This is a genomic window from Pseudomonas sp. NPDC089569, assembly GCF_050280625.1.
Taxonomy (GTDB): Bacteria; Pseudomonadota; Gammaproteobacteria; order Pseudomonadales; family Pseudomonadaceae; genus Aquipseudomonas.
On sequence record NZ_JBNNVQ010000053.1, the window covers coordinates 1 to 20,232 of the forward strand.

Annotated in this window: 16 protein-coding genes and 2 tRNA genes; 9 read left to right on the top strand and 9 right to left on the bottom strand. The window is 59.2% G+C overall.

The genetic code is table 11. The features are described 5' to 3' along the window. Positions 1–260: 260 nt before the first annotated feature. Positions 261–337 (bottom strand) — tRNA-Asp (locus ACQKP2_RS19645). A 19-nt stretch (positions 338–356) separates the two neighbouring features. Next, positions 357–432: transfer RNA gene (locus tag ACQKP2_RS19650), tRNA-Val, on the bottom strand. 161 nt (positions 433–593) lie between these two features. Between ACQKP2_RS19650 and rdgC the strand changes: the two genes are divergently transcribed. The 3 genes from rdgC (at position 594) to sugE (ending at position 3,060) form a co-directional block, all read left to right on the top strand. Next, positions 594–1,514: a recombination-associated protein RdgC gene (gene rdgC, locus ACQKP2_RS19655; protein WP_427578759.1), complete on the top strand. Its 921-nt coding sequence runs from the start codon at positions 594–596 to the stop codon at positions 1,512–1,514. A gap of 146 nt (positions 1,515–1,660) precedes the next feature. Continuing rightward, the gene (locus ACQKP2_RS19660) at positions 1,661–2,626 is read left to right on the top strand and encodes a bile acid:sodium symporter family protein (RefSeq protein WP_427578761.1); all 966 of its coding nucleotides are present in this window, start codon (positions 1,661–1,663) and stop codon (positions 2,624–2,626) included. Between the two features lie 119 nt (positions 2,627–2,745). Then, on the top strand, positions 2,746–3,060 hold the full coding sequence (gene sugE / locus ACQKP2_RS19665; RefSeq protein ID WP_427578763.1) for a quaternary ammonium compound efflux SMR transporter SugE: 315 nt from the start codon (positions 2,746–2,748) through the stop codon (positions 3,058–3,060). Between the two features lie 108 nt (positions 3,061–3,168). Here the strand turns inward: sugE and ACQKP2_RS19670 are convergent, their stop codons facing one another. The 3 genes from ACQKP2_RS19670 to ACQKP2_RS19680 all read right to left on the bottom strand — a co-directional run bounded on the left by ACQKP2_RS19670 (position 3,169) and on the right by ACQKP2_RS19680 (position 7,301). Then, positions 3,169–5,043: an MFS transporter gene (locus ACQKP2_RS19670; protein WP_427578764.1), complete on the bottom strand. Its 1,875-nt coding sequence runs from the start codon at positions 5,041–5,043 to the stop codon at positions 3,169–3,171. A gap of 99 nt (positions 5,044–5,142) precedes the next feature. Next, a complete protein-coding gene (locus ACQKP2_RS19675; protein WP_427578765.1) occupies positions 5,143–6,294 on the bottom strand; it encodes a TDT family transporter in 1,152 nt (383 codons plus the stop codon). Positions 6,295–6,401: 107 nt separating this feature from the next. Continuing rightward, complete coding sequence (locus ACQKP2_RS19680) at positions 6,402–7,301, bottom strand: LysR family transcriptional regulator (RefSeq protein ID WP_427578766.1); 900 nt, start codon at positions 7,299–7,301, stop codon at positions 6,402–6,404. A gap of 162 nt (positions 7,302–7,463) precedes the next feature. On the opposite strand from ACQKP2_RS19680, the gene ACQKP2_RS19685 reads away from it, so the two are divergent. Then, positions 7,464–8,213, top strand: coding sequence for an SDR family NAD(P)-dependent oxidoreductase (locus ACQKP2_RS19685; RefSeq protein WP_427578768.1), 750 nt, complete (start codon positions 7,464–7,466; stop codon positions 8,211–8,213). A 44-nt stretch (positions 8,214–8,257) separates the two neighbouring features. On the opposite strand, the gene ACQKP2_RS19690 is transcribed toward ACQKP2_RS19685, so the two are convergent. Beyond that, positions 8,258–9,454: an MFS transporter gene (locus ACQKP2_RS19690; protein WP_427578770.1), complete on the bottom strand. Its 1,197-nt coding sequence runs from the start codon at positions 9,452–9,454 to the stop codon at positions 8,258–8,260. Between the two features lie 151 nt (positions 9,455–9,605). On the opposite strand from ACQKP2_RS19690, the gene ACQKP2_RS19695 reads away from it, so the two are divergent. Both ACQKP2_RS19695 and ACQKP2_RS19700 read left to right on the top strand, forming a co-directional pair. Beyond that, positions 9,606–10,142 (top strand): TetR/AcrR family transcriptional regulator, encoded by a 537-nt coding sequence (locus ACQKP2_RS19695; RefSeq protein WP_427578772.1) that lies wholly within the window; start codon positions 9,606–9,608, stop codon positions 10,140–10,142. Positions 10,143–10,372: 230 nt separating this feature from the next. Next, positions 10,373–13,843, top strand: a complete 3,471-nt coding sequence (locus ACQKP2_RS19700) for a PAS domain-containing hybrid sensor histidine kinase/response regulator (protein WP_427578774.1) — start codon at positions 10,373–10,375, stop codon at positions 13,841–13,843. Between the two features lie 452 nt (positions 13,844–14,295). Here ACQKP2_RS19700 and rmuC read toward each other — a convergent pair whose 3' ends face one another. Together rmuC and ACQKP2_RS19710 are read right to left on the bottom strand one after the other, a co-directional pair. After that, positions 14,296–15,660: a DNA recombination protein RmuC gene (gene rmuC, locus ACQKP2_RS19705; RefSeq protein ID WP_427578811.1), complete on the bottom strand. Its 1,365-nt coding sequence runs from the start codon at positions 15,658–15,660 to the stop codon at positions 14,296–14,298. Between the two features lie 190 nt (positions 15,661–15,850). Next, on the bottom strand, positions 15,851–16,171 hold the full coding sequence (locus ACQKP2_RS19710; RefSeq protein ID WP_427578776.1) for a sel1 repeat family protein: 321 nt from the start codon (positions 16,169–16,171) through the stop codon (positions 15,851–15,853). Between the two features lie 974 nt (positions 16,172–17,145). Here ACQKP2_RS19710 and ACQKP2_RS19715 point away from each other — a divergent pair. The 3 genes from ACQKP2_RS19715 to ACQKP2_RS19725 all read left to right on the top strand — a co-directional run bounded on the left by ACQKP2_RS19715 (position 17,146) and on the right by ACQKP2_RS19725 (position 19,559). Further along, positions 17,146–17,370, top strand: a complete 225-nt coding sequence (locus tag ACQKP2_RS19715; RefSeq protein WP_427578777.1) for a hypothetical protein — start codon at positions 17,146–17,148, stop codon at positions 17,368–17,370. Positions 17,371–17,643: 273 nt separating this feature from the next. Further along, positions 17,644–18,126, top strand: coding sequence for a hypothetical protein (locus ACQKP2_RS19720; protein WP_175389340.1), 483 nt, complete (start codon positions 17,644–17,646; stop codon positions 18,124–18,126). Positions 18,127–18,272: 146 nt separating this feature from the next. Beyond that, complete coding sequence (locus ACQKP2_RS19725) at positions 18,273–19,559, top strand: OmpP1/FadL family transporter (protein WP_427578780.1); 1,287 nt, start codon at positions 18,273–18,275, stop codon at positions 19,557–19,559. An 88-nt stretch (positions 19,560–19,647) separates the two neighbouring features. Here ACQKP2_RS19725 and ACQKP2_RS19730 read toward each other — a convergent pair whose 3' ends face one another. Then, positions 19,648–20,214 (bottom strand): glutathione peroxidase, encoded by a 567-nt coding sequence (locus ACQKP2_RS19730; protein ID WP_427578781.1) that lies wholly within the window; start codon positions 20,212–20,214, stop codon positions 19,648–19,650. Between the last annotated feature and the right edge of the window lie 18 nt (positions 20,215–20,232).

Below are 20,232 nucleotides of genomic sequence, written 5' to 3' on the forward strand. Positions count from 1 at the left end.
GCCATCGCACCCCCGACATTCTGCCCGCCAGGCAGACGCTCTCCCAGCTGAGCTAATCACCCTTCGCTTCGTTACGGGGCGCATTATGCCACAAGTTTTCGTAATGTGTTGATTTAATTGAAGTTTTTTTCAAGAAAATCTGAAAACCGGTGAAACGACACATCCCGCAGGTACAACGTACAAACTTCAGGCAGAAAAAAACCCGCATCAGCGGGCTTTTCCGTGGTGACCTGGCGTTCAGTATTCCAGGTAACCGAATATGGCGCAGCGGACGGGACTCGAACCCGCGACCCCCGGCGTGACAGGCCGGTATTCTAACCGACTGAACTACCGCTGCGCGTAACACTGAATGCGAATGGTGGGTGATGACGGGATCGAACCGCCGACATTCTGCTTGTAAGGCAGACGCTCTCCCAGCTGAGCTAATCACCCTTCACGTTCGGTGTGGCGCGCATTCTACGGAGCGACCCTACCTCTGGCAAGCACTTTTTCAATTAATTTTTTCATGCCTTCCAAAGGCTTAGAGAAGGGTTGGCCTATGGCATCGCGAAGACAATAATGCCCCACTTTGTAAATAAGGAGAGACTCACCCCATGTGGTTCAAAAACCTGCTTATCTATCGCCTGACCCAAGATCTGCCTGTTGATGCCGAGGCGTTGGAAACTGCACTGGCCACCAAACTGGCGCGCCCATGTGCAAGCCAGGAGTTGACCACCTACGGTTTCGTCGCCCCGTTCGGCAAGGGCGAAGATGCGCCATTGGTGCATGTCAGCGGTGACTTCCTGCTGATCAGCGCGCGCAAGGAAGAACGTATCCTGCCCGGTAGCGTGGTGCGTGACGCGGTAAAGGAGAAGGTTGAAGAGATCGAAGCGCAACAAATGCGCAAGGTCTATAAAAAGGAACGCGACCAGATCAAGGATGAAATCATCCAGGCTTTCCTGCCTCGTGCCTTTATCCGCCGCTCGTCGACCTTCGCCGCCATCGCGCCGAAACAGGGCCTGATTCTGGTCAACTCGGCCAGCCCGAAACGCGCGGAAGACCTGCTGTCCACCTTGCGCGAAGTGATCGGCACCCTGCCGGTGCGTCCGCTGACGGTGAAGATGTCTCCGACCGCGACCATGACCGAATGGGTCACCACCCAGCAAGCCGCCGCCGACTTTTTCGTGCTGGACGAATGTGAACTGCGCGACACCCACGAAGAGGGTGGCATCGTACGTTGCAAGCGCCAGGACCTGACCAGCGAAGAAATCCAGCTGCACTTGAGCACCGGCAAAGTGGTCACTCAACTGTCGCTGGCCTGGCAGGACAAACTGTCTTTCGTGCTCGACGACAAAATGGTGGTCAAGCGCCTGAAGTTCGAAGACCTGCTGCAAGACCAGGCCGAACAGGATGGTGGCGACGAAGCCCTCGGCCAACTGGACGCCAGCTTCACCCTGATGATGCTGACTTTCGGTGATTTCCTGCCGGCGCTGGTTGAGGCGCTGGGTGGCGAGGAGATACCGCAGGGTATCTAAATCAGTCGATGCCCCTCCCCTGTGGGAGCGAGCCTGCTCGCGATGAGGCCATAAAATTCAACATCAACGTTGAATGTAAAACCGTCATCGCGAGCAGGCTCGCTCCCACAGTTTTATGTTGCGTGTCTAATAACAAGGATCAAGCCATGCGTGCATTGGCAGCACTGAGCCGTTTTGTCGGCAACACCTTCGCTTACTGGGTTCTGATTTTCGCCGTCCTGGCGTTCCTGCAACCGGTTTGGTTCATCGGCCTCAAAAGCGCCATTGTGCCTTTGCTGGGTGTGGTGATGTTCGGCATGGGCCTGACGCTCAAACTCGACGATTTTGCCGAAGTCGCCCGCCATCCCTGGCGCGTGGCCCTGGGCGTGGTCGCGCATTTCGTGATCATGCCCGGCGTGGCCTGGTTGCTCTGCCAGGCCTTCCAATTGCCGCCGGAGATTGCCGTGGGGGTGATTCTGGTCGGCTGCTGCCCGAGTGGCACCTCCTCCAATGTGATGACCTGGCTGGCCCGCGGAGATCTGGCCTTGTCGGTGGCCATTGCCGCCGTCACCACCCTCCTCGCCCCGCTGCTGACGCCTGCGCTGATCTGGTTGCTGGCATCGGCGTGGCTGCCGGTCTCGTTCATGGAGCTGTTCTGGTCGATCCTGCAAGTGGTGTTGCTGCCGATCGTCCTTGGTGTGGTCGCGCAACGCTTGCTCGGCGCACGGGTTCGTCACGCGGTCGATGTGTTGCCGCTGGTGTCGGTGGTGAGCATCGTCATCATCGTCGCGGCCGTGGTTGCCGCCAGCCAGGCGAAGATTGCCGAATCCGGCCTGCTGATCATGGCGGTCGTCATGCTGCACAACAGCTTCGGCTTTCTGCTGGGCTACTTCACCGGCCGCCTGTTCAGACTGCCGTTGGCCCAACGCAAATCCCTGGCGCTGGAAGTCGGCATGCAAAACTCCGGGCTGGGAGCCGCTTTGGCCAGTGCGCACTTTTCGCCATTGGCGGCGGTACCGAGCGCGTTGTTCAGCGTCTGGCACAACATTTCCGGGGCGTTACTGTCGACCTATTTCCGACGCATGAGCGACAAGCAGGACCGCAACAATTCGGCTCTGCAGGCCACCGACTGAGCTGAACACTTGCTCCCCGGATTAATGCTGGGCACCATATCGCGCAACGCGGGGACGACCCTGCGGCTCGATCGAGTCATTATTCTGGGGACGACCCCGTCAAACGATGGAGGTCTGCAATGTCCTGGATCATTCTGTTTTTCGCCGGACTGTTCGAAGTCGGCTGGGCCGTAGGCCTGAAGTACACCGACGGTTTCAGCCGACCACTCCCCACTGCCCTGACCGTTGCGGCCATGGCCATCAGCCTTGGTCTGCTGGGCCTGGCCATGAAGGAGTTGCCACTGGGCACGGCCTATGCGATCTGGACCGGTGTCGGGGCGGTCGGCACGGTCATCGCCGGCATTATTCTGTTTGGTGAGTCCATGGCCTTGGTGCGACTGGCCAGTGTGGCGTTGATCGTCAGCGGATTGATTGGCCTCAAGGTCAGCGCTTAAGCCACTGGCGCCATCGCGAGCAGGCTCGCTCCCACATGGGATTGATAGACGACGCAACCCCCTCTGTGGGAGCGAGCCTGCTCGCGATGAGGCCACAACCGGCAACCGTTACCTGACTGTCCCGCGCAGATCCCCTACCAACCGTTGCAACTTCGCAGGCTGCGCCGCCTCGACCGCCACCGCAGGCCCTGCCACCAACGTCACCCGCGACCACAACCGGCGAAACAGCCCCTTGCCGGGATCGCGGCTGAAGAAACTGCCCCACAACCCCTGCAAGGCCAGCGGAATCACCGGCACCGGCGTTTCTTCGAGAATCCGCGTCAACCCGCCCTTGAACTCGTCGATCTCGCCATTGGCCGTCAGTTTTCCTTCAGGAAAGATGCACACCAACTCGCCATCCTTCAGATAACGGGCAATACGCGTGAAAGCCTTTTCGTAGATCTGGATGTCTTCCTGACGTCCTGCAATCGGAATCGTCCCGGCAGTGCGAAAGATAAAGTTCAGTACCGGCAGGTTGTAGATCTTGTAGTACATCACGAAGCGAATCGGCCGACGCACCGCACCACCAATCAACAAGGCATCGACGAAGGAAACATGGTTGCACACCAGCAACGCCGCGCCTTCATCGGGAATCAGGTCGAGGTTGCGATGCTCCACACGGTACATGGAATGGCTGAGCAGCCAGATCATGAAACGCATGGTGAACTCGGGGACGATCTTGAAGATGTAGGCGTTGACGCCGATGTTCAGCAATGACACCACCAGAAAGAGCTGCGGGATCGACAGCTTGGCGATGCTCAACAGGATGATCGAGACAATGGCCGAGACCACCATGAACAACGCATTGAGAATGTTGTTGGCGGCAATGACCCGCGCCCGCTCGTTTTCGGCGGTGCGCGACTGGATCAGCGCGTACAGCGGCACGATGTAAAAGCCACCGAACACCCCCAGGCCGAGGATGTCGATCAACACCAGCCAGGTGTGGCCGAAACCGAGAATGCCGATCCAGCCATGGCCCGCAGCGCTGTCCGGAATCCCGCCGGAATGCCACCACAACAACAGCCCGAACACGGTCAGGCCGAACGAGCCGAACGGCACCAGGCCGATTTCGACTTTGCGCCCGGAGAGCCGTTCACACAGCATCGAACCTGCGGCGATACCGACCGAGAACACCGTCAGGATCAGCGTCACCACCGTTTCGTCGCCATGCATCCATTCCTTGGCATACGCCGGGATCTGCGTCAGATAAATCGCCCCGACGAACCAGAACCACGAGTTGCCGACAATCGAACGCGATACCGCCGGCGTTTGCCCAAGGCCCAGTTTCAGCGTGGCCCAGGACTGACTGAAAATGTTCCAGTTCAGGCGCATTTTCGGCGAGGCTGCCGCGGCTCGCGGAATACCGCGGCTGGCCAGATAGCCGAGCACCGCGATGCCAATGATGGCGGTGGAAACGACCGGCGCGTAATGCGTGGTCGACATCATGATGCCCGCACCGATGGTGCCGGCCAGAATCGCCAGGAACGTGCCCATTTCCACCAGGCCGTTGCCGCCGACCAGCTCATCCTCGCGCAGGGCCTGGGGCAGGATCGAGTATTTCACCGGCCCGAACAGTGCTGAGTGCGTGCCCATGGCGAACAGCGCCACCAGCATCAATGACAAGTGATCGAACATGAAGCCGACCGCGCCGACCGCCATGATGGCGATTTCCCCGAGCTTGATCAGGCGGATCAGCGCGTCCTTGGCGAACTTTTCGCCGAATTGCCCGGCCAGCGCCGAGAACAGAAAGAACGGCAGGATGAACAGCAGCGCACACAGGTTGACCCAGATCGAACGGTCACCCTCGATCGCGAGCTTGTACAAAATGGCGAGGATCAATGACTGCTTGAAGATGTTGTCGTTGAACGCCCCGAGGGACTGGGTCACGAAGAATGGCAGGAATCGCCGGGTGCGCAGCAAGGTGAACTGTGAGGGATGACTCATCTTCCGTGTGTCCCTGGTTTTTAGATAAGGAGTGGCCTGGGTATTGTCATTGGAGTGTCGAACAACGATCCGGGCCACACATTACCTAAACTTTGCCCGTCATTTCTTCAAGCCTGCAATGCAGGGCGAGACAAACAGCTCACCCCGCCACGCGCCTTGCAAGGTGCGCTTGGCGACAATCAGCCACATCACCGCCAGCAAACTCACCAGCACACAGCCGAAAACACTGAAGAACGTCAGGTTCAGGGTACTGGCCAGTTTCAACGTTGCCAGAGAATAGACGCCCAACGGGAACGTGAAACCCCACCAGCCGAGATTGAAAGGAATACCCGCACGCAGATAGCGCAAGGTGATCAGCACCGCCATGAGCATCCACCACAAGCCAAAACCCCACAAAGTGATGCCGGCGACCAGCCCCAGGCCAGAGGCGATTTCACCCATCCCCGCAAAGCCGTTGGCAGTAAAGATCGCCGGAGCATCCGCCCCCAGCAACAACATGCCCAGTGCGCCGGTCCCGATCGGCCCCAGGGCCAGCCAGCTGGAAGCGGCCATGTTTTCATGGGGCAATTTATGCAGCGCCATGCGCAGCAGCAGTATGGTCAGGATGCTGAACGCCACCGGCAGGGAAAATGCCCACAGTACATAGCTGGTCACCAGCATCACCAGTTGCGAATGGGCATCGGCCAGGTGCGGAGCCAGCAAACCACCGCTGGCCGCTGCCACTTCCGCCGCCACCACCGGCAACAACCACACCGCCGTCATCTGATCGATGCTGTGTTCCTGGCGGGTGAACATCATGTAGGGAATCAGCACCCCGCACGCCAGGGACATCGCCACATCCAGCCACCACAGCGTTTCGGCCAACGCGATCACTCCGTCACCCCAGCGCGGCAAACCAAACACCAGAAAGCCGTTGATGATGGTCGCCAGGCCCATAGGAATGGTGCCGAAGAACATCGAGACCGTGGAGTGGCCGAAAATCCGTCGTGCCTCGTCGAAAAACAGCAACCAGCGCGCCGCATACAAGGCTGTGAACAACAGAAAGAGAACGATGTTGAATAGCCACAGGCCTTCGGCAAAGGCATGCAAGGCCGGGCTGGCGACGGGCAATTGCGCCAGCGCCAGCGCCAGTACACCCGTGCCCATGGTGGCCGCGAACCAGTTGGGGGTGAACTGGCGGATCACTTCGCGCGGGTGCTGCAAGTGGCTGAAAGGCTTGATGCCGGGATTGGCAGTGTTAGGGCATGTCATGGCGAACTCCTGTCCTCTGGTGAGGTGGAGCCCATCATAGATCCGAATAGAATATCGATATAACGGGTAATTTCTCTATATGTTATCGATTTTAAAGATATATACCTTCAACGCATCGTGGCAAACAACTCCACCAGCCAATCGACAAAAACGCGGACCCGATTACTCAAATGCCGGTTGGGTGGATACAGCACGTGGAATGGGTAACGCGGCGGTTGCCAATCCTGAAGAATCGGCACCAACTCCCCACGCTCTATATAGGGCCTGACGGTGTAGGTGAATGTGTGGATCACTCCGACGCCTGCAAGCCCCGCTGCTAGGTGCGCATTGCTCTCGTTGACACTCATGATGCCGCGCCCGCCAAGCTCGATTTTCTCGCCATTGCGCTCAAAACGAGCAGGCATCACCCGCCCTGTGTGCGCCGAGTGGTAGCTGACCATGCGGTGATGTTTTTCCAGGTCCCGAGGGTCATTCGGTTGACCGAAACGCGCCAGATAATCCGGAGTTGCGCATGTGGTCCAGGACGACAGCCCCAACGGACGTGCCGCCAGGGACAACTCGGTCAATGGGCCACCGCGTACGACGCAATCCACATTCTCTTTGATCAGGTCCACCGACCGATCGCTGACCCCCAGGTCGATCTGGATATCCGGGTAGCGCGCATAGAAATCCGCAAGGGCTGGAATGATCAGCATACTGGCCACCGAGCCGCCGACATCGACACTGACACGTCCCCGTGGATGCCCCTGCGCACTGGCGAAACTGTTATCCAGATCATCCAACTCGACCATCAGTTGCAACGCGCGTTCGTAGTAGGCCATGCCGTCTGCCGTGACTGTCAGTCGGCGGGTGGTGCGTTGCAGCAAACGCACACCGAGATGCTCCTCCAGTTCGGCCACCAGTTTACTGACGGAAGTTTTCGGCAAGTTCAGGGAGTCGGCGGCCTTTGTAAAAGACTGCGCCTGCACGACACGGGCAAAGACACGCATGGCCAGCAGTTGATTCATGGTGCACAACCTTAGAGGGACGTGCCCCGAGTATTATCCACAACCATGCACAAACAAAACCTATTGAGGCGATTTTTCTACCGAATCCATCGGCATAGAGTGGCATCAACAGCGCACAACCACGCTAGCAATGTCCCACACTACTCACCGGAGATTCTTCTCATGAACAGCACTCTTAAAGGCAAAGTCGCACTGATTACCGGCGGCACCACAGGCATCGGCCTGGCCTCTGCCCAAGCCTTCGTTGATCAGGGCGCCATCGTGTTTATCACCGGCCGCCGTCAGGCCGAACTGGATGCCGCGGTCGACAGCATCGGCCACAACGTCACAGGCATACAGGGCGATGTGTCGAACCTGAAGGATCTGGACCGGATTTTCGACACGATCAAAGCCAAGGCCGGCCATCTGGACATCGTGTTCGCCAACGCCGGTGGCGGCGACATGCTGCCGCTTGGCGCAATTACCGAAGAACACTTCGACCGGATTTTCAGCGTCAACGTCAAAGGCGCGCTGTTCACCGTGCAGAAGTCCTTGCCGCTGCTCAAGGACGGCGGTTCCGTCATCCTTACCGCCTCGACCACCGCCATCAAGGGCACGGAAAATTTCAGCGTATACAGCGCCAGCAAAGCGGCCGTGCGTAACTTTGCCCGCTCGTGGTTGCTTGACCTGAAGGCGCGCAGGATTCGCGTCAATGTCATCAGCCCCGGCCCGATTCACACACCCGGCCTGACGGACCTTGTTCCAGCGGAACATCAGCAGGGGTTGCTCGATCATCTGGCGAGCCAAGTGCCGATGGGGCGCCTCGGTACGCCAACTGAAATCGGCCAGGCAGCGGTGTTTCTTGCCTCCGACAACAGCAGCTTTATCAATGGAATCGAATTGTTTGTAGATGGCGGTTTTGCACAAATCTGATTGAGCCTGACGAAAAAGCGGCGCCTTCGAGGGCGCCGCTTCCTTTATGACTGACCCGAAACACAGCAAGCCTCTTTATTGCGCTGGCGCAACAACACGAACAAGGCACTGAGCGAAAGGACGACCAACGCCGCAGCGTAACCATCCGTTGTGCTGACCAGACCGTATGTGTGGGTCACGCTTCCGGCGACCAGCGAAGGCAAGCAGAACGCCAGGTAACTGAGCGCGTAGTAAGCCGACATCAACCCGGCCCGCTCATGGGGCAAGGCCAGCGGCACGAGGCTGCGCACCGCACCGAGGAAACCGGAACCGAAGCCACAGCCGGCGATCAGCGTACCGAGGAAGAACAGCGGCAAACTGGCACCGTGCACACCCAGCAGAATCAGGATGACACCCATCGGCAACAGATTGGCCCCGATCTGCAACGATCTGGCGGCCGGGCGATTGCGCAGGGTGTAGATCATCAATGCCCCTGTCACTGTCAACGCGGCGACGGTCGCCCCGCCAATCAGGTTCGAAGTGGAACCGGTGGCCGTGCGCACCAACGACGGCGCCAGGGAGGCGAAGAAACCGCCGAGGGCCCAGGTCGCGGTATTGAGCGGCAGTACCCGCCACAGGGTGGCACGCGCCTGAACCGGCACATGCAAAGTCGGTCGCAACGATGCCCACGCGCCGGACTGCGGCGAGACACTTTCCGGCAGACGCCAGACATACAAAGCCTGCAGCACAAACAAGACCAGCAGCAGCCAGTAGGTCAAGTGCAACGGCGCCGGTGCATATTCGGCCAGCACCCCGCAACCCAGCGCCCCCAGCGCCATGCCCAGCAACGGCGCCACACTATTGATCAGTGGCCCCTGCTGGCGGTCAGTATCGAGCAGCGTTGCGCTCAGTACGGCGGTCGCCATGCCTGTGGCGAACCCTTGCAGCACGCGGGCACCGATCAACCAGGCAACGCTGTCGGCATAGATAAACAGCAGCATCGCCAGAATATTCAGCACGACGGCCGTGAAAATCACCGGTTTGCGCCCCAGGTAATCCGAGAGCGAACCCACCGTCAGCAGCGCAGCGAGCAAGCTGAGCGCATACACACCGAAGATCAGGGTCAGAACGGCTGCCGAGAAATGCAGTTGTTCCTGGTACAGCTGATACAAGGGGGTCGGCGCTGTGGACGCCGCCAGAAAACTGAGCAAGGTGATTGCCAGGAACCACAGGCTTGCGCGGTTTGAACGAGAACTGGACATGGGCACACTCCATAAAAGCTAATTTTTTGCTTTTGCGGAGTGTGCGCCTCGATTGTGCTTAAAGCAAATTCTTTGTGTTAAGGTCCGAAACATGGCTTTCAATACCGGAGTTTCATCGCAACAGACTCCGGCGCAATACAGGATGCAGAAAATGACCACACCATCATTACGTCCCGGTGGCCGAAGCGCCCGAGTGCAGGAATCGATCCATGCCGCCGTGCGTGAACTGCTCGAAGAGCAAGACCGCTCCAGTGTGACCGTGCCGCAGATCGCCGCACGCGCCGGGGTCACGCCCTCGACCATCTATCGGCGCTGGGGGGATTTATCGGCATTGCTGGCGGACGTCGCCCTCGCCCGCATGCAGCCGGAAACCGGGTCGGCCAACACCGGCAGTCTGTCGGGGGATATCCGGGCCTGGGCGGAACAATACCTGGATGAAATGAGCTCCGCCCCAGGTCGCAATATGCTGCTGGATGTGCAGTCAAGCCTGAAGCAAAGCTATTGCGCGACGATCATTGGCGGGCAAATGCAGATCATTCTGGATCGCTACCCCGATGAGCCCAATCCGGGTATCGATCGGCTGATCAACCTGGTGGCGGCGCCTATCGTGTTCCGCATTCTGTATTCCGAGGCGCCATTGGAAGTCGAGGAATTGCATCGGTTGATCGATATTGCGCTGAGTCAGTGAGGCCCCCTCGCGAGCAGGCTCGCTCCCACAGTGGATTTGTCTACGAAATGCCTTTGTGGGAGCGAGCCTGCTCGCGAAAAAGTCCGCTCAAACACCGATGATTCGCTGACCCCACACCTGCGACACCCCGCCACGCCACGACCTTGGTCGACACTGACTAACCCCTGCCATCGTGCGAGACTGTCTGTCCGGGCAGGAGGCCCGGGTATCCCTGGTTATCTGGAGTTCTCATGTCGCTGTCCAGCGGGCTGATCGCCGCCGTCGCCCTGGCCTATATGGCCATCATGTTCGCCATCGCCTTTTACGGCGACCGTCGCAGCGCGCCATTGCCGCCGCGGATGCGTGCCTGGGTGTACAGCCTGTCGCTGGCGGTGTACTGCACCAGTTGGACATTCTTCGGTGCCGTCGGCCAGGCGGCCGAACAGCTCTGGTCGTTCCTGCCGATCTATCTCGGACCGATACTGCTGTTAGTCGGAGCGCCGTGGGTGCTGCAAAAAATGGTGATGATCAGCAAACAGGAAAACATCACCTCTATCGCTGACTTCATCGCCGCACGCTATGGCAAATCCCAGTCGCTGGCCGTGGTTGTGGCGCTGATCTGCCTGGTGGGTGTGTTGCCCTACATCGCCTTGCAACTCAAAGGCATCGTCCTGGGCGTTAACCTGCTGATCGGCGCGGGAGCCGACGCCATGGGCGTACGTGCACAGGACACGGCACTGCTGGTGTCACTGGTCCTGGCGCTGTTTACCATCGTCTTTGGTACCCGCAACCTCGATGCCACCGAACACCACCGCGGCATGGTGCTGGCGATTGCGTTCGAATCGCTGGTCAAGCTGTTCGCTTTCCTGGCGGTCGGCGCTTACGTGACATTCGGGTTGTACAACGGTTTTGATGACCTGTTCGACCAGGCCATGCTTGCACCCCGCCTGGAAGAATACTGGAGGGAAACCATCAACTGGCCGTCGATGGTGGTGCAGACAGGCGTGGCAATGATGGCGATCATCTGCCTGCCGCGACAGTTCCATGTGACGGTCGTGGAGAACATCGAGCCTCAGGATCTGCGCCTGGCCAAGTGGGTGTTTCCAACCTACCTCGCCCTGGCTGCACTGTTCGTCGTGCCGATCGCCCTGGCGGGGCAGATGATGCTGCCGCAGTCGGTGCTGCCCGACTCCTTTGTGATCAGCCTGCCGCTGGCCCAGGCCCACCCGGCCCTGGCGCTGCTGGCGTTTATCGGCGGTGCTTCGGCGGCCACCGGCATGGTGATCGTGGCCAGTGTCGCGCTCTCGACCATGGTCTCCAATGACATGTTGTTGCCCTGGCTGCTGCGCCGCAACAACGCCGAGCGCCCGTTCGAAGTGTTCCGCCAGTGGATGCTCTCGGTGCGCCGCGTGACCATCGTAGTGATTCTGCTGCTGGCCTACGTCAGCTATCGCCTCCTGGGTTCCACCGCGAGCCTGGCGACCATCGGCCAGATCGCCTTCGCTGCCGTGACGCAACTGGCACCCGCCATGCTCGGCGCCCTCTACTGGAAACAGGCCAACCGTCGCGGCGTGTTCGCCGGCCTCGCTACCGGCACGTTCCTGTGGTTCTACACCTTGATTCTGCCTATCGCAGCCCACAGCCTGGGCATGTCGCTGAGCAGCTTTCCGGGCCTGGCCTGGTTGCACAGTAACCCGCTGAACCTGCCGATCACCCCACTGACTCAAGGTGTGGTCCTGTCGCTTGCCGGTAACTTCACACTGTTTGCCTGGGTCTCGGTGTTATCCCGTACGCGGGTGTCGGAACACTGGCAGGCCGGTCGATTCATTGGTCAGGAAATCAGTGCGCGCCCCAGCGCCCGATCGATGCTGGCGGTGCAGATCGACGACTTGCTGCAACTGGCCGCCCGGTTCGTTGGCGAGGAGCGTGCCCGCCAGAGCTTCATTCGCTTCGCGTACCGGCAGGGCAAGGGCTTCAATCCGAACCAGAATGCCGACGGTGAGTGGATTGCCCATACCGAGCGCCTGCTGGCCGGCGTACTGGGTGCCTCGTCGACGCGCGCGGTGGTGAAAGCCGCCATTGAAGGTCGGGAGATGCAGCTGGAGGACGTGGTACGGATCGCCGACGAAGCGTCGGAGGTGCTGCAGTTCAACCGTGCATTGCTGCAAGGGGCCATCGAGAACATCTCCCAGGGCATCAGCGTGGTCGACCAGTCGCTCAAGCTCGTGGCCTGGAACCGCCGCTACCTGGAATTGTTCAACTACCCGGATGGCTTGATCAGCGTCGGCCGGCCGATTGCCGACATCATTCGCCACAACGCCGAGCGCGGCCTGTGCGGCCCCGGTGAAGCCGAAGTGCATGTCGCCCGCCGCCTGCACTGGATGCGCCAGGGCCGAGCCCACACTTCCGAGCGCCTGTTCCCCAATGGTCGGGTCATCGAGCTGATCGGCAACCCGATGCCCGGTGGCGGCTTCGTCATGAGCTTTACCGACATCACCCCGTTTCGCGAAGCCGAACAGGCGCTCACCGAAGCCAACGAGGGGCTGGAGCAGCGAGTCGCCGAGCGCACCCATGAACTGTCGCAACTCAACGTGGCCCTGACCGAAGCCAAAGGAAACGCCGAGGCGGCCAACCAGTCGAAAACCCGCTTCCTGGCTGCCGTCAGCCATGACCTGATGCAACCGCTAAATGCTGCCCGCCTGTTTTCCGCCGCCTTGAGCCATCAGGACGACGGCCTGTCGGATGAGGCGCAAAAACTGGTGCAACACCTGGACAGCTCACTGCGTTCGGCCGAAGACCTGATCAGCGATCTGCTGGATATTTCCCGCCTGGAAAACGGCAAGATCAATCCGGACACCAAGCCGTTCGTGCTCAATGAGCTGTTCGACACCCTGGGCGCCGAATTCAAGGCACTGGCCCGGGAGCAAGGCCTGGAGTTCCGCGTCAGGGGCAGTACGTTGCGCATCGAAAGCGACATCAAATTGCTACGCCGCATCCTGCAGAACTTCCTCACCAACGCCTTCCGCTACGCCAAGGGGCCGGTTTTGCTGGGGGTTCGTCGCCGCAGGGGTGAGCTGTGCCTGGAGGTCTGGGACCGCGGGCCGGGTATTCCGGAAGACAAGCAGCAGGTGATTTTCGAAGAGTTCAAACGCCTCGACAGCCATCAGACTCGCGCCGAGAAAGGCCTTGGGCTGGGCCTGGCGATTGCCGACGGCTTGTGCCGCGTGCTCGGGCATAGCCTGTCCGTTCGTTCATGGCCCGGGCGCGGCAGCGTGTTCAGCGTCAGCGTTCCTCTGGCCCGGGCGCAAGCGGCATTGCCGGCGAAAGCGGCTGAACTCAATGGCAAAATGCTCGGCGGCGCCCACGTGCTGTGCATCGACAATGAAGACAGCATCCTGATCGGCATGAACAGCCTGTTGACCCGCTGGGGTTGCCAGGTCTGGACCGCACGCAACCGCGATGAATGCGCAACACTGCTCGGCGAAGGTGTACGGCCCCAGTTGGCGCTGGTGGATTTCCATTTGGACAACGGCGAAACCGGGACCGAATTGATGGCCTGGTTGCGCACCCGCCTGGGCGAGCCGGTCCCCGGCGTGGTGATCAGCGCCGATGGTCGACCGGAGACAATGGCCCAGGTCCATGCGGCCGGCCTGGATTACCTGGCCAAGCCCGTGAAACCGGCGGCGCTGCGGGCGCTGTTGAGCCGGCATTTGCCTCTGTAGGAGCCAGGCTTGCCGGCGAACAACGATAACGCGGTGCGACAGATGCACTGCGGCGTCTGGTTCGCGGGCAAGCCTCGCTCCTACAGGCGAACAGCGATAATGCGGTCAGACAGATGCACCGCGGCGTCTGGTTCGCCTGTAGGAGCCAGGCTTGCCGGCGAAGAACGATAACGCGGTACAACAGATGTACCGCGGTGTCTGGTTCGCGGGCAAGCCTCGCTCCTACAGGCGAAGAACGATAACGCGGTACAACAGATGTACCGCGGCATCCGGTTCGCGGGCGAGCCTCGCTCCTACGGGCGAACAACGATGACGCGGTGCGACAGATACACCGCGGCGTCCGGTTCGCGGGCAAGCCTCGCTCCTACAGGCGAAGAACGTTAACGCGGTCAGACAGATGCACCGCGGCGTCTGGTTCGCGGGCAAGCCTCGCTCCTACAGGGGGGATTGCGTTATTCCGGCAGCTCGACCAGGCCGTTCACATCCGTCATCGCCCGCTCCAGCAAGTCCGTCGGCAGGCTTTTGCTGGCCCGTGCCCCCAGCAATTTGAGCTGCTCACTGCGACTGACTAGGTTTCCGCGGCCCTCCGTCAGTTTGTTTCGCGCTGCACTGTAGGCTTTGTCCAGTTGCTGCAGGCGATTGCCGACTTCATCGAGATCCTGAATAAACAACACGAACTTGTCGTATAGCCAACCCGCTCGCTCGGCAATTTCCCGGGCGTTCTGGCTTTGCCGCTCCTGCTTCCACAGGCTGTCGATCACGCGCAGGGTCGCCAGCAAGGTGGTCGGGCTGACGACGACAATGTTTCGGTCGAACGCTTCCTGAAACAGCGTCGGCTCGGCCTGCAAGGCGGCGGAAAAAGCCGCTTCGATCGGCACGAACAACAGGACGAAATCCAGGCTGTGCAAGCCATCCAGGCGCTTGTAGTCCTTACCGGCCAAGCCCTTGACATGATTGCGCAACGATTGCACGTGCTGCTTGATAGCGATCTGGCGGATGCCCTCGTCTTCGGCCGCCACGTATTGCTGATAGGCCGTGAGGCTGACCTTGGAGTCGACCACCACCTGTTTGTCACCGGGCAGGTAGATGATCACGTCCGGCTGGAAGCGCTCGCCGTCCGGGCCTTTGAGATTGACCTGGGTCTGGTACTCACGGCCCTTCTCCAGCCCGGCGTGCTCAAGCACTCGCTCCAGAATCAGCTCGCCCCAGTTCCCTTGGGTTTTCTGCCCTTTCAATGCACGAGTCAGGTTGGTGGCTTCGTCGCTCAGGCGCAAGTTGAGCTGCTGCAGTCGCTCCAGCTCCTTGGCCAGGGAGAAGCGTTCCCGGGCTTCGGCCTGATAGCTTTCCTCAACGCGCTTTTCAAAAGACTGGATGCGCTCCTTCAACGGATCGAGCAGTTGCCCCAGGCGTTGCTGGCTGGTCTCGGCAAAACGTTGCTCGCGCTCGTCGAAAATCTTTCCGGCCAGTTCGGCGAACTGTGCACGCAACTCGTCTCGCGAACCCTGCAGGTCATTGAGACGCTGCTGGTGGCTGTCCTGCTGCTCACGCAACTCGGCGTTGAGCGAAGCCGCCTGGGCATCCAGACGGCGCAATTCGGCTTCCTTGCCGGCGCGCTCGATACTCCAGGCATGGGCGGCATCGCGAGCATCGTCGCGCTCGATTTGCAGCAGCTCGACTTCACGACGCAGTGCGGCCAGATCAGCTTGCCGGGCTGCATTGGCCAATCCGAGATCGGCAACCTCATCGCGACTGGCTTCGAGTTGCGCATTCAGGCCATCCTGCGCCAGATGCGCCGTGGCCAGGCGTTCCTCCAGCAGCGCCACCTCGGCCTGCGCCGTGCCTGTCTTGCGCTGAAGCTGCCAGGCCAATGCCAGTAATGGCAGAGCAGCCCCCGCCAGACCAAGCAATGCGCTGGTCAAGTCCATAGCCATAGCCATTCCCACCTTTGAGACAAAGCCTGAAGGTTAACCAAGGCCTCAGGTCTTGGACAGCCCAGTCCTGGACAACTCAATCTTCGAGCAGGCCCAGCTCCCGCTGCGCACGCAAATCCCCTGCCCGTGCGGCCTGGCGCAAAAGATCCTGGCCAATCCGGCGATCCCGGGCATTTCCACATTCGCGGCACATCAATTGGCCAAGACGACTTTGCGCAGCGACGACACCTTCGCGGGCCGGTTGCTTGAGCAAACGGCCAGCGAGGTGTTTGACGTTTGGATGCTCGCCCAGTCGCGGGCTGTCCAACAGCCACTCGGCTACACGCATCGAAAAGCGTTTGGGCGGGGCAACAGCAGGTGTTTTGGTTGGGGAAGAAGATGGTGTACGAAACTTCATATTGCACTGTGGGCAGATCGGAAGGCGCAGCACTCTACTCTTTTTTTCTTACAGGTAAAGCTGGAAAATTCCCGGCACGCCCGTGCTAGAGCAAGCGCTCGGGACAATCCACAGAAGCTGTGGATAACTCAGTGGACAACCGACCCTGAAGCCGCGCAAAGCCCTGTGGAATGGGGCCTGCAGTCAAACTGACGATTTTTTCACCAGTTAAAAAAAGCGATGTTTTTCATTGACTTAAATTTTGGTTACAGGCACCCACTGCGTTTGAAGGCTGGATGACAGCGGGGTGACAGACTGCTCAACTTATGTGCACAAGTACCTGTGCGACGGTTATATCGCTGCGCCATTTCGACGCATTTTGCCTCCATACCTGGGGATAACACCCCGCAAACCCGTGATCCAGGCTGGTCGCACAAGGATAAATCCTTGCTACCGCCGGTCGGATTGCGGGCCAATAAAGGGCGGTCCCTCGATTCACGAATTGAGCAAAAATGTGAATACCTGATTTTTTCAGCCATGCCCCTTTCATTCCTTCGCTCAATCCGTTAGGATCCGCGCCGTTAGTACCAAGCTGAAAGTCAATTCTGGTCGAACAAATCCCCCTGGTCAGCCTTTCCAAAGAAAGCCCCTGACCTGAAAAGACGGGATCGACCGCCTCGATGGTTTCCAGGTAAATCCCTCGTCAACGCGACCTTTGAATCGAAATCAGAGGGTGTTGCCAGCTTCATTTACTCTGACCGAACCAACCTGCAAATTGATCAGGATCTTCACCCCGGGCCCAGAACCTTTGCCCCTGATGTGTTGCCTGCCCTCCTAAGTACCTACCTGCCGGCCCAAGCGCGCAAAAAATACAGCGCTTCAAACTGGCTGCCTTGTTCCAGTCGGGTTCTTCGTTCGGTCAATGGTGATCGACGTTACTGGAACGTTTTAACGTTGCACGGTTCTTATCCGTGTCATTTGTAGGAACACCCATAATGTCTACTCATATCCATGCAGAGGATGCCATCCGCACCCTGACCAACGCTTTCGCACCCATGAACTGCCTGATCATGGCTGCCCGCAAAGGCTGCTTCAGTTTCACCCTCGTCAACGAACACGGCATCGCCCGTCACAGCGAGCGCCTGTACCCCGATCAATACTCCAGCGCCGAACCGCTGCAGGCCGTGATCGAGCGTACCCGCCAGGCGCTGATCGCCTGAGACGTCGACAAGGCTGAAACACGTCAAGCCCCGCTCAATCGGCGGGGCTTTTTATTGCCTGAAATTTCCCGTTTCCTGCCTGCCAGCTAAGCACCAACCGATATAACGGTTATAACTGGACGTTGGAAATATTTTAAAAACAGACCTTTACGCAGCGAATATGACACTACACTTCAACTCAAGCGGTCTTATCCGCTTCCGGCGTGCCTGAGTTTATCCACCGCTGCCAAGGCCATTCAGGCATCGCCGCCCATTTAATGTTTCGAGGGTTTTATGGGTATCGCTGCCAGCGAACTGTGCCGCTATGTCATCCGTCCGACGCTGATCTACCTGGGACGCCATAGCGCAACCGCCGAGGCCCTGCTGCTGGGTATCGCCGCCAGCCAGTCGGCCCTTGGTTCCGCCCTCCACGACCGCCGTGGACACGGCCTCTACCGCATCGCCGAACCCCGCCATCAGGCACTCTGGGATCACTATCTGGCGCTTGATCCCGAGCGGGCCAGCCTGGTCCGCGGCCTGGCCAGCCAACATGCCTTTCTCAGCGGCCCGCACCTGGAATTGACTGTGAACCTGCGTTACGCCACGGCCATCGCCTGGCTGCTGGTCGAAGAACAGAATACCCCGCTCCCCGAAGCAGATGACCTGCTGGGTATGGCCCGCATCTGGCGCCAGACCTTCCAGCCCCAGGGACGCCTGAGAGACTTCACCTACGCCTGGCAAACCTGTGTTTCACCGCTGAATCAGGTTGCCTGCTGACCCCTCCTGGATCCAAAGATCGCAAAATAGTCGCGAATCTGGTCGGATTGTCCTACAAAACCGCTCTAAATCAAGCGATACAGCCTATGGCGCCGGGACGAAAATGTTGGTAATTTTCGCCCCGGTGATCACCAGGAGTTCTAATAATGAAAAAAGTAATGCTCAAAACGACCATTAGTCTCGCCGTTGCCATGGCATCCACCCAACTCTTCGCAAGTGGCTTTGCCCTCAACGAACAAAGCATCAGCGGGATGGGGACAGGTTTTGCCGGGCGATCTTCTTCTGCCGATGATGCAAGCACAGTAGTTGGCAACCCTGCCGGTATGGCCCGCCTCAAAGGCCAGCAAATCACTGGCGGTATCGCCGCGATCGACGCATCGACCGATATCAAAGATGCCAGTGGCCGTTCAAGCGGAACCAACAAAGGCGACATGGTTCCATTCACCACTGTCCCGATGGGTTTCTATACCAACAAGCTCAACGATGAATGGGCTGTTGGTTTCGGTGTCTACGCTCCGTTCGGGCTGATCACCAACTACGAAAATGGCTTCCAGGGCCGCGCTTTTGGCAGCAAGAGTGAAGTCAAGGTCGTCACTTTTCAGCCAACCGTCAGCTACGCGTTCAACGATAAGGTATCGATCGGTTTTGGCCCGACCTTCAACCGGATTTCCGGCGAGCTGCAATCGGACATTGCTCTCCCTATCCGCGGGACTGGCGACAACAATATCAAGATCAAGGGCGACGATACGGCCCTGGGCTGGACCGCAGGCGTCCTGGTGCAAGCCACCGACACCACTCGCGTGGGCCTGACCTATCACTCCAAAGTCAACTACAAGCTCGACGGCCACACCGAGGTGACTGCCGGTGGTGGCGTGCCACCTCAGGTACTCAAAACCAACCGTTACGATGCCTCGTTGAAGATCGAAACCCCTGAGTCCTACGACCTTTCCGTGACTCAAGATTTGAACGATGCCTGGAAGCTCTATGCCGGTGCTACCTGGACTCGCTGGAGCCGCCTGAAAGACATCACGGTCAACAACGAAGGCGTCACCGCAGCCAGCGGTGGTGCTCTCGCCCCACAAATCGTTGGAACCATCACCGAGCAACAGGACTGGCATGACACCTGGGCTTACGCCGTGGGTACTTCCTACCAGTTGAACAAGCAGTGGGTACTGCGTACCGGTCTGACCTTTGACCAGTCGCCTACCAACAACGCTGATCGTTCGCCACGCATTCCTACCGGCGACCGGACAATCTTCAGTGTGGGTGCAGGCTTCAACCCAACCGACGATTGGACCATTGATGTGGCTTACTCCTACCTCAAGGAAGAATCTGTCACAGTTAACCGCGCTAACGCCTTGGGCCAGTCCTACAACGCCAAGTACGAAAACAGTGCGAACGGTTTCGGCGTGGGTGCGACCTATCGCTTCTGATGATTCCCGGCGAGCCTGAATCACTCGCTACCCGAATCAAAAAAGCCCCGCTCTCTTCACAGAGGCGGGGCTTTTTAGTGAGTGTCGTTCAAGGGTTTGCAGCGAGCGGTGGTGAGGCCAGGGCCTTCTCCACAGCAGCGATGAAATCCGGATCATCGGGCTTGGTCAGACTGGAGAAATTGGCGATCACCTTGCCCTGGCGATCGACCACGTACTTGTAGAAATTCCACTTGGGCGCGCTGCTTTGCTCGGCAAGGACTTTGAACAGGTGTGTGGCATCGGCACCACGAACGCTCTGTGGCTCGGTCATGGTGAAGGTCACACCGTAATTGACGTAGCAGACCTTGGCCGTCTCGGCGCCGTCTTTGGACTCTTGCTTGAAGTCATTCGACGGTACGCCGATGACTTCCAGACCTTGATCCTTGAAACGCTGATTCAGCGCCTCGAGACTTTTGAATTGCGGAGCGAAGCCACAAAAGCTTGCGGTATTGACCACCACCAGCGGTTTGCCGGCGAAGCGCTGACACAGGTCGATGGATTCATTGGCGCGCAATTTGGGCAACGAGCCTTGCAGAAGCTCCGGACACTCTGCCGCTTGGGCCATTCCGGCAAACGCAACCAGTAACGCGGGAACTGCAAACCAGCGCATCGACATGTTGGTGCTTCCTTGTAG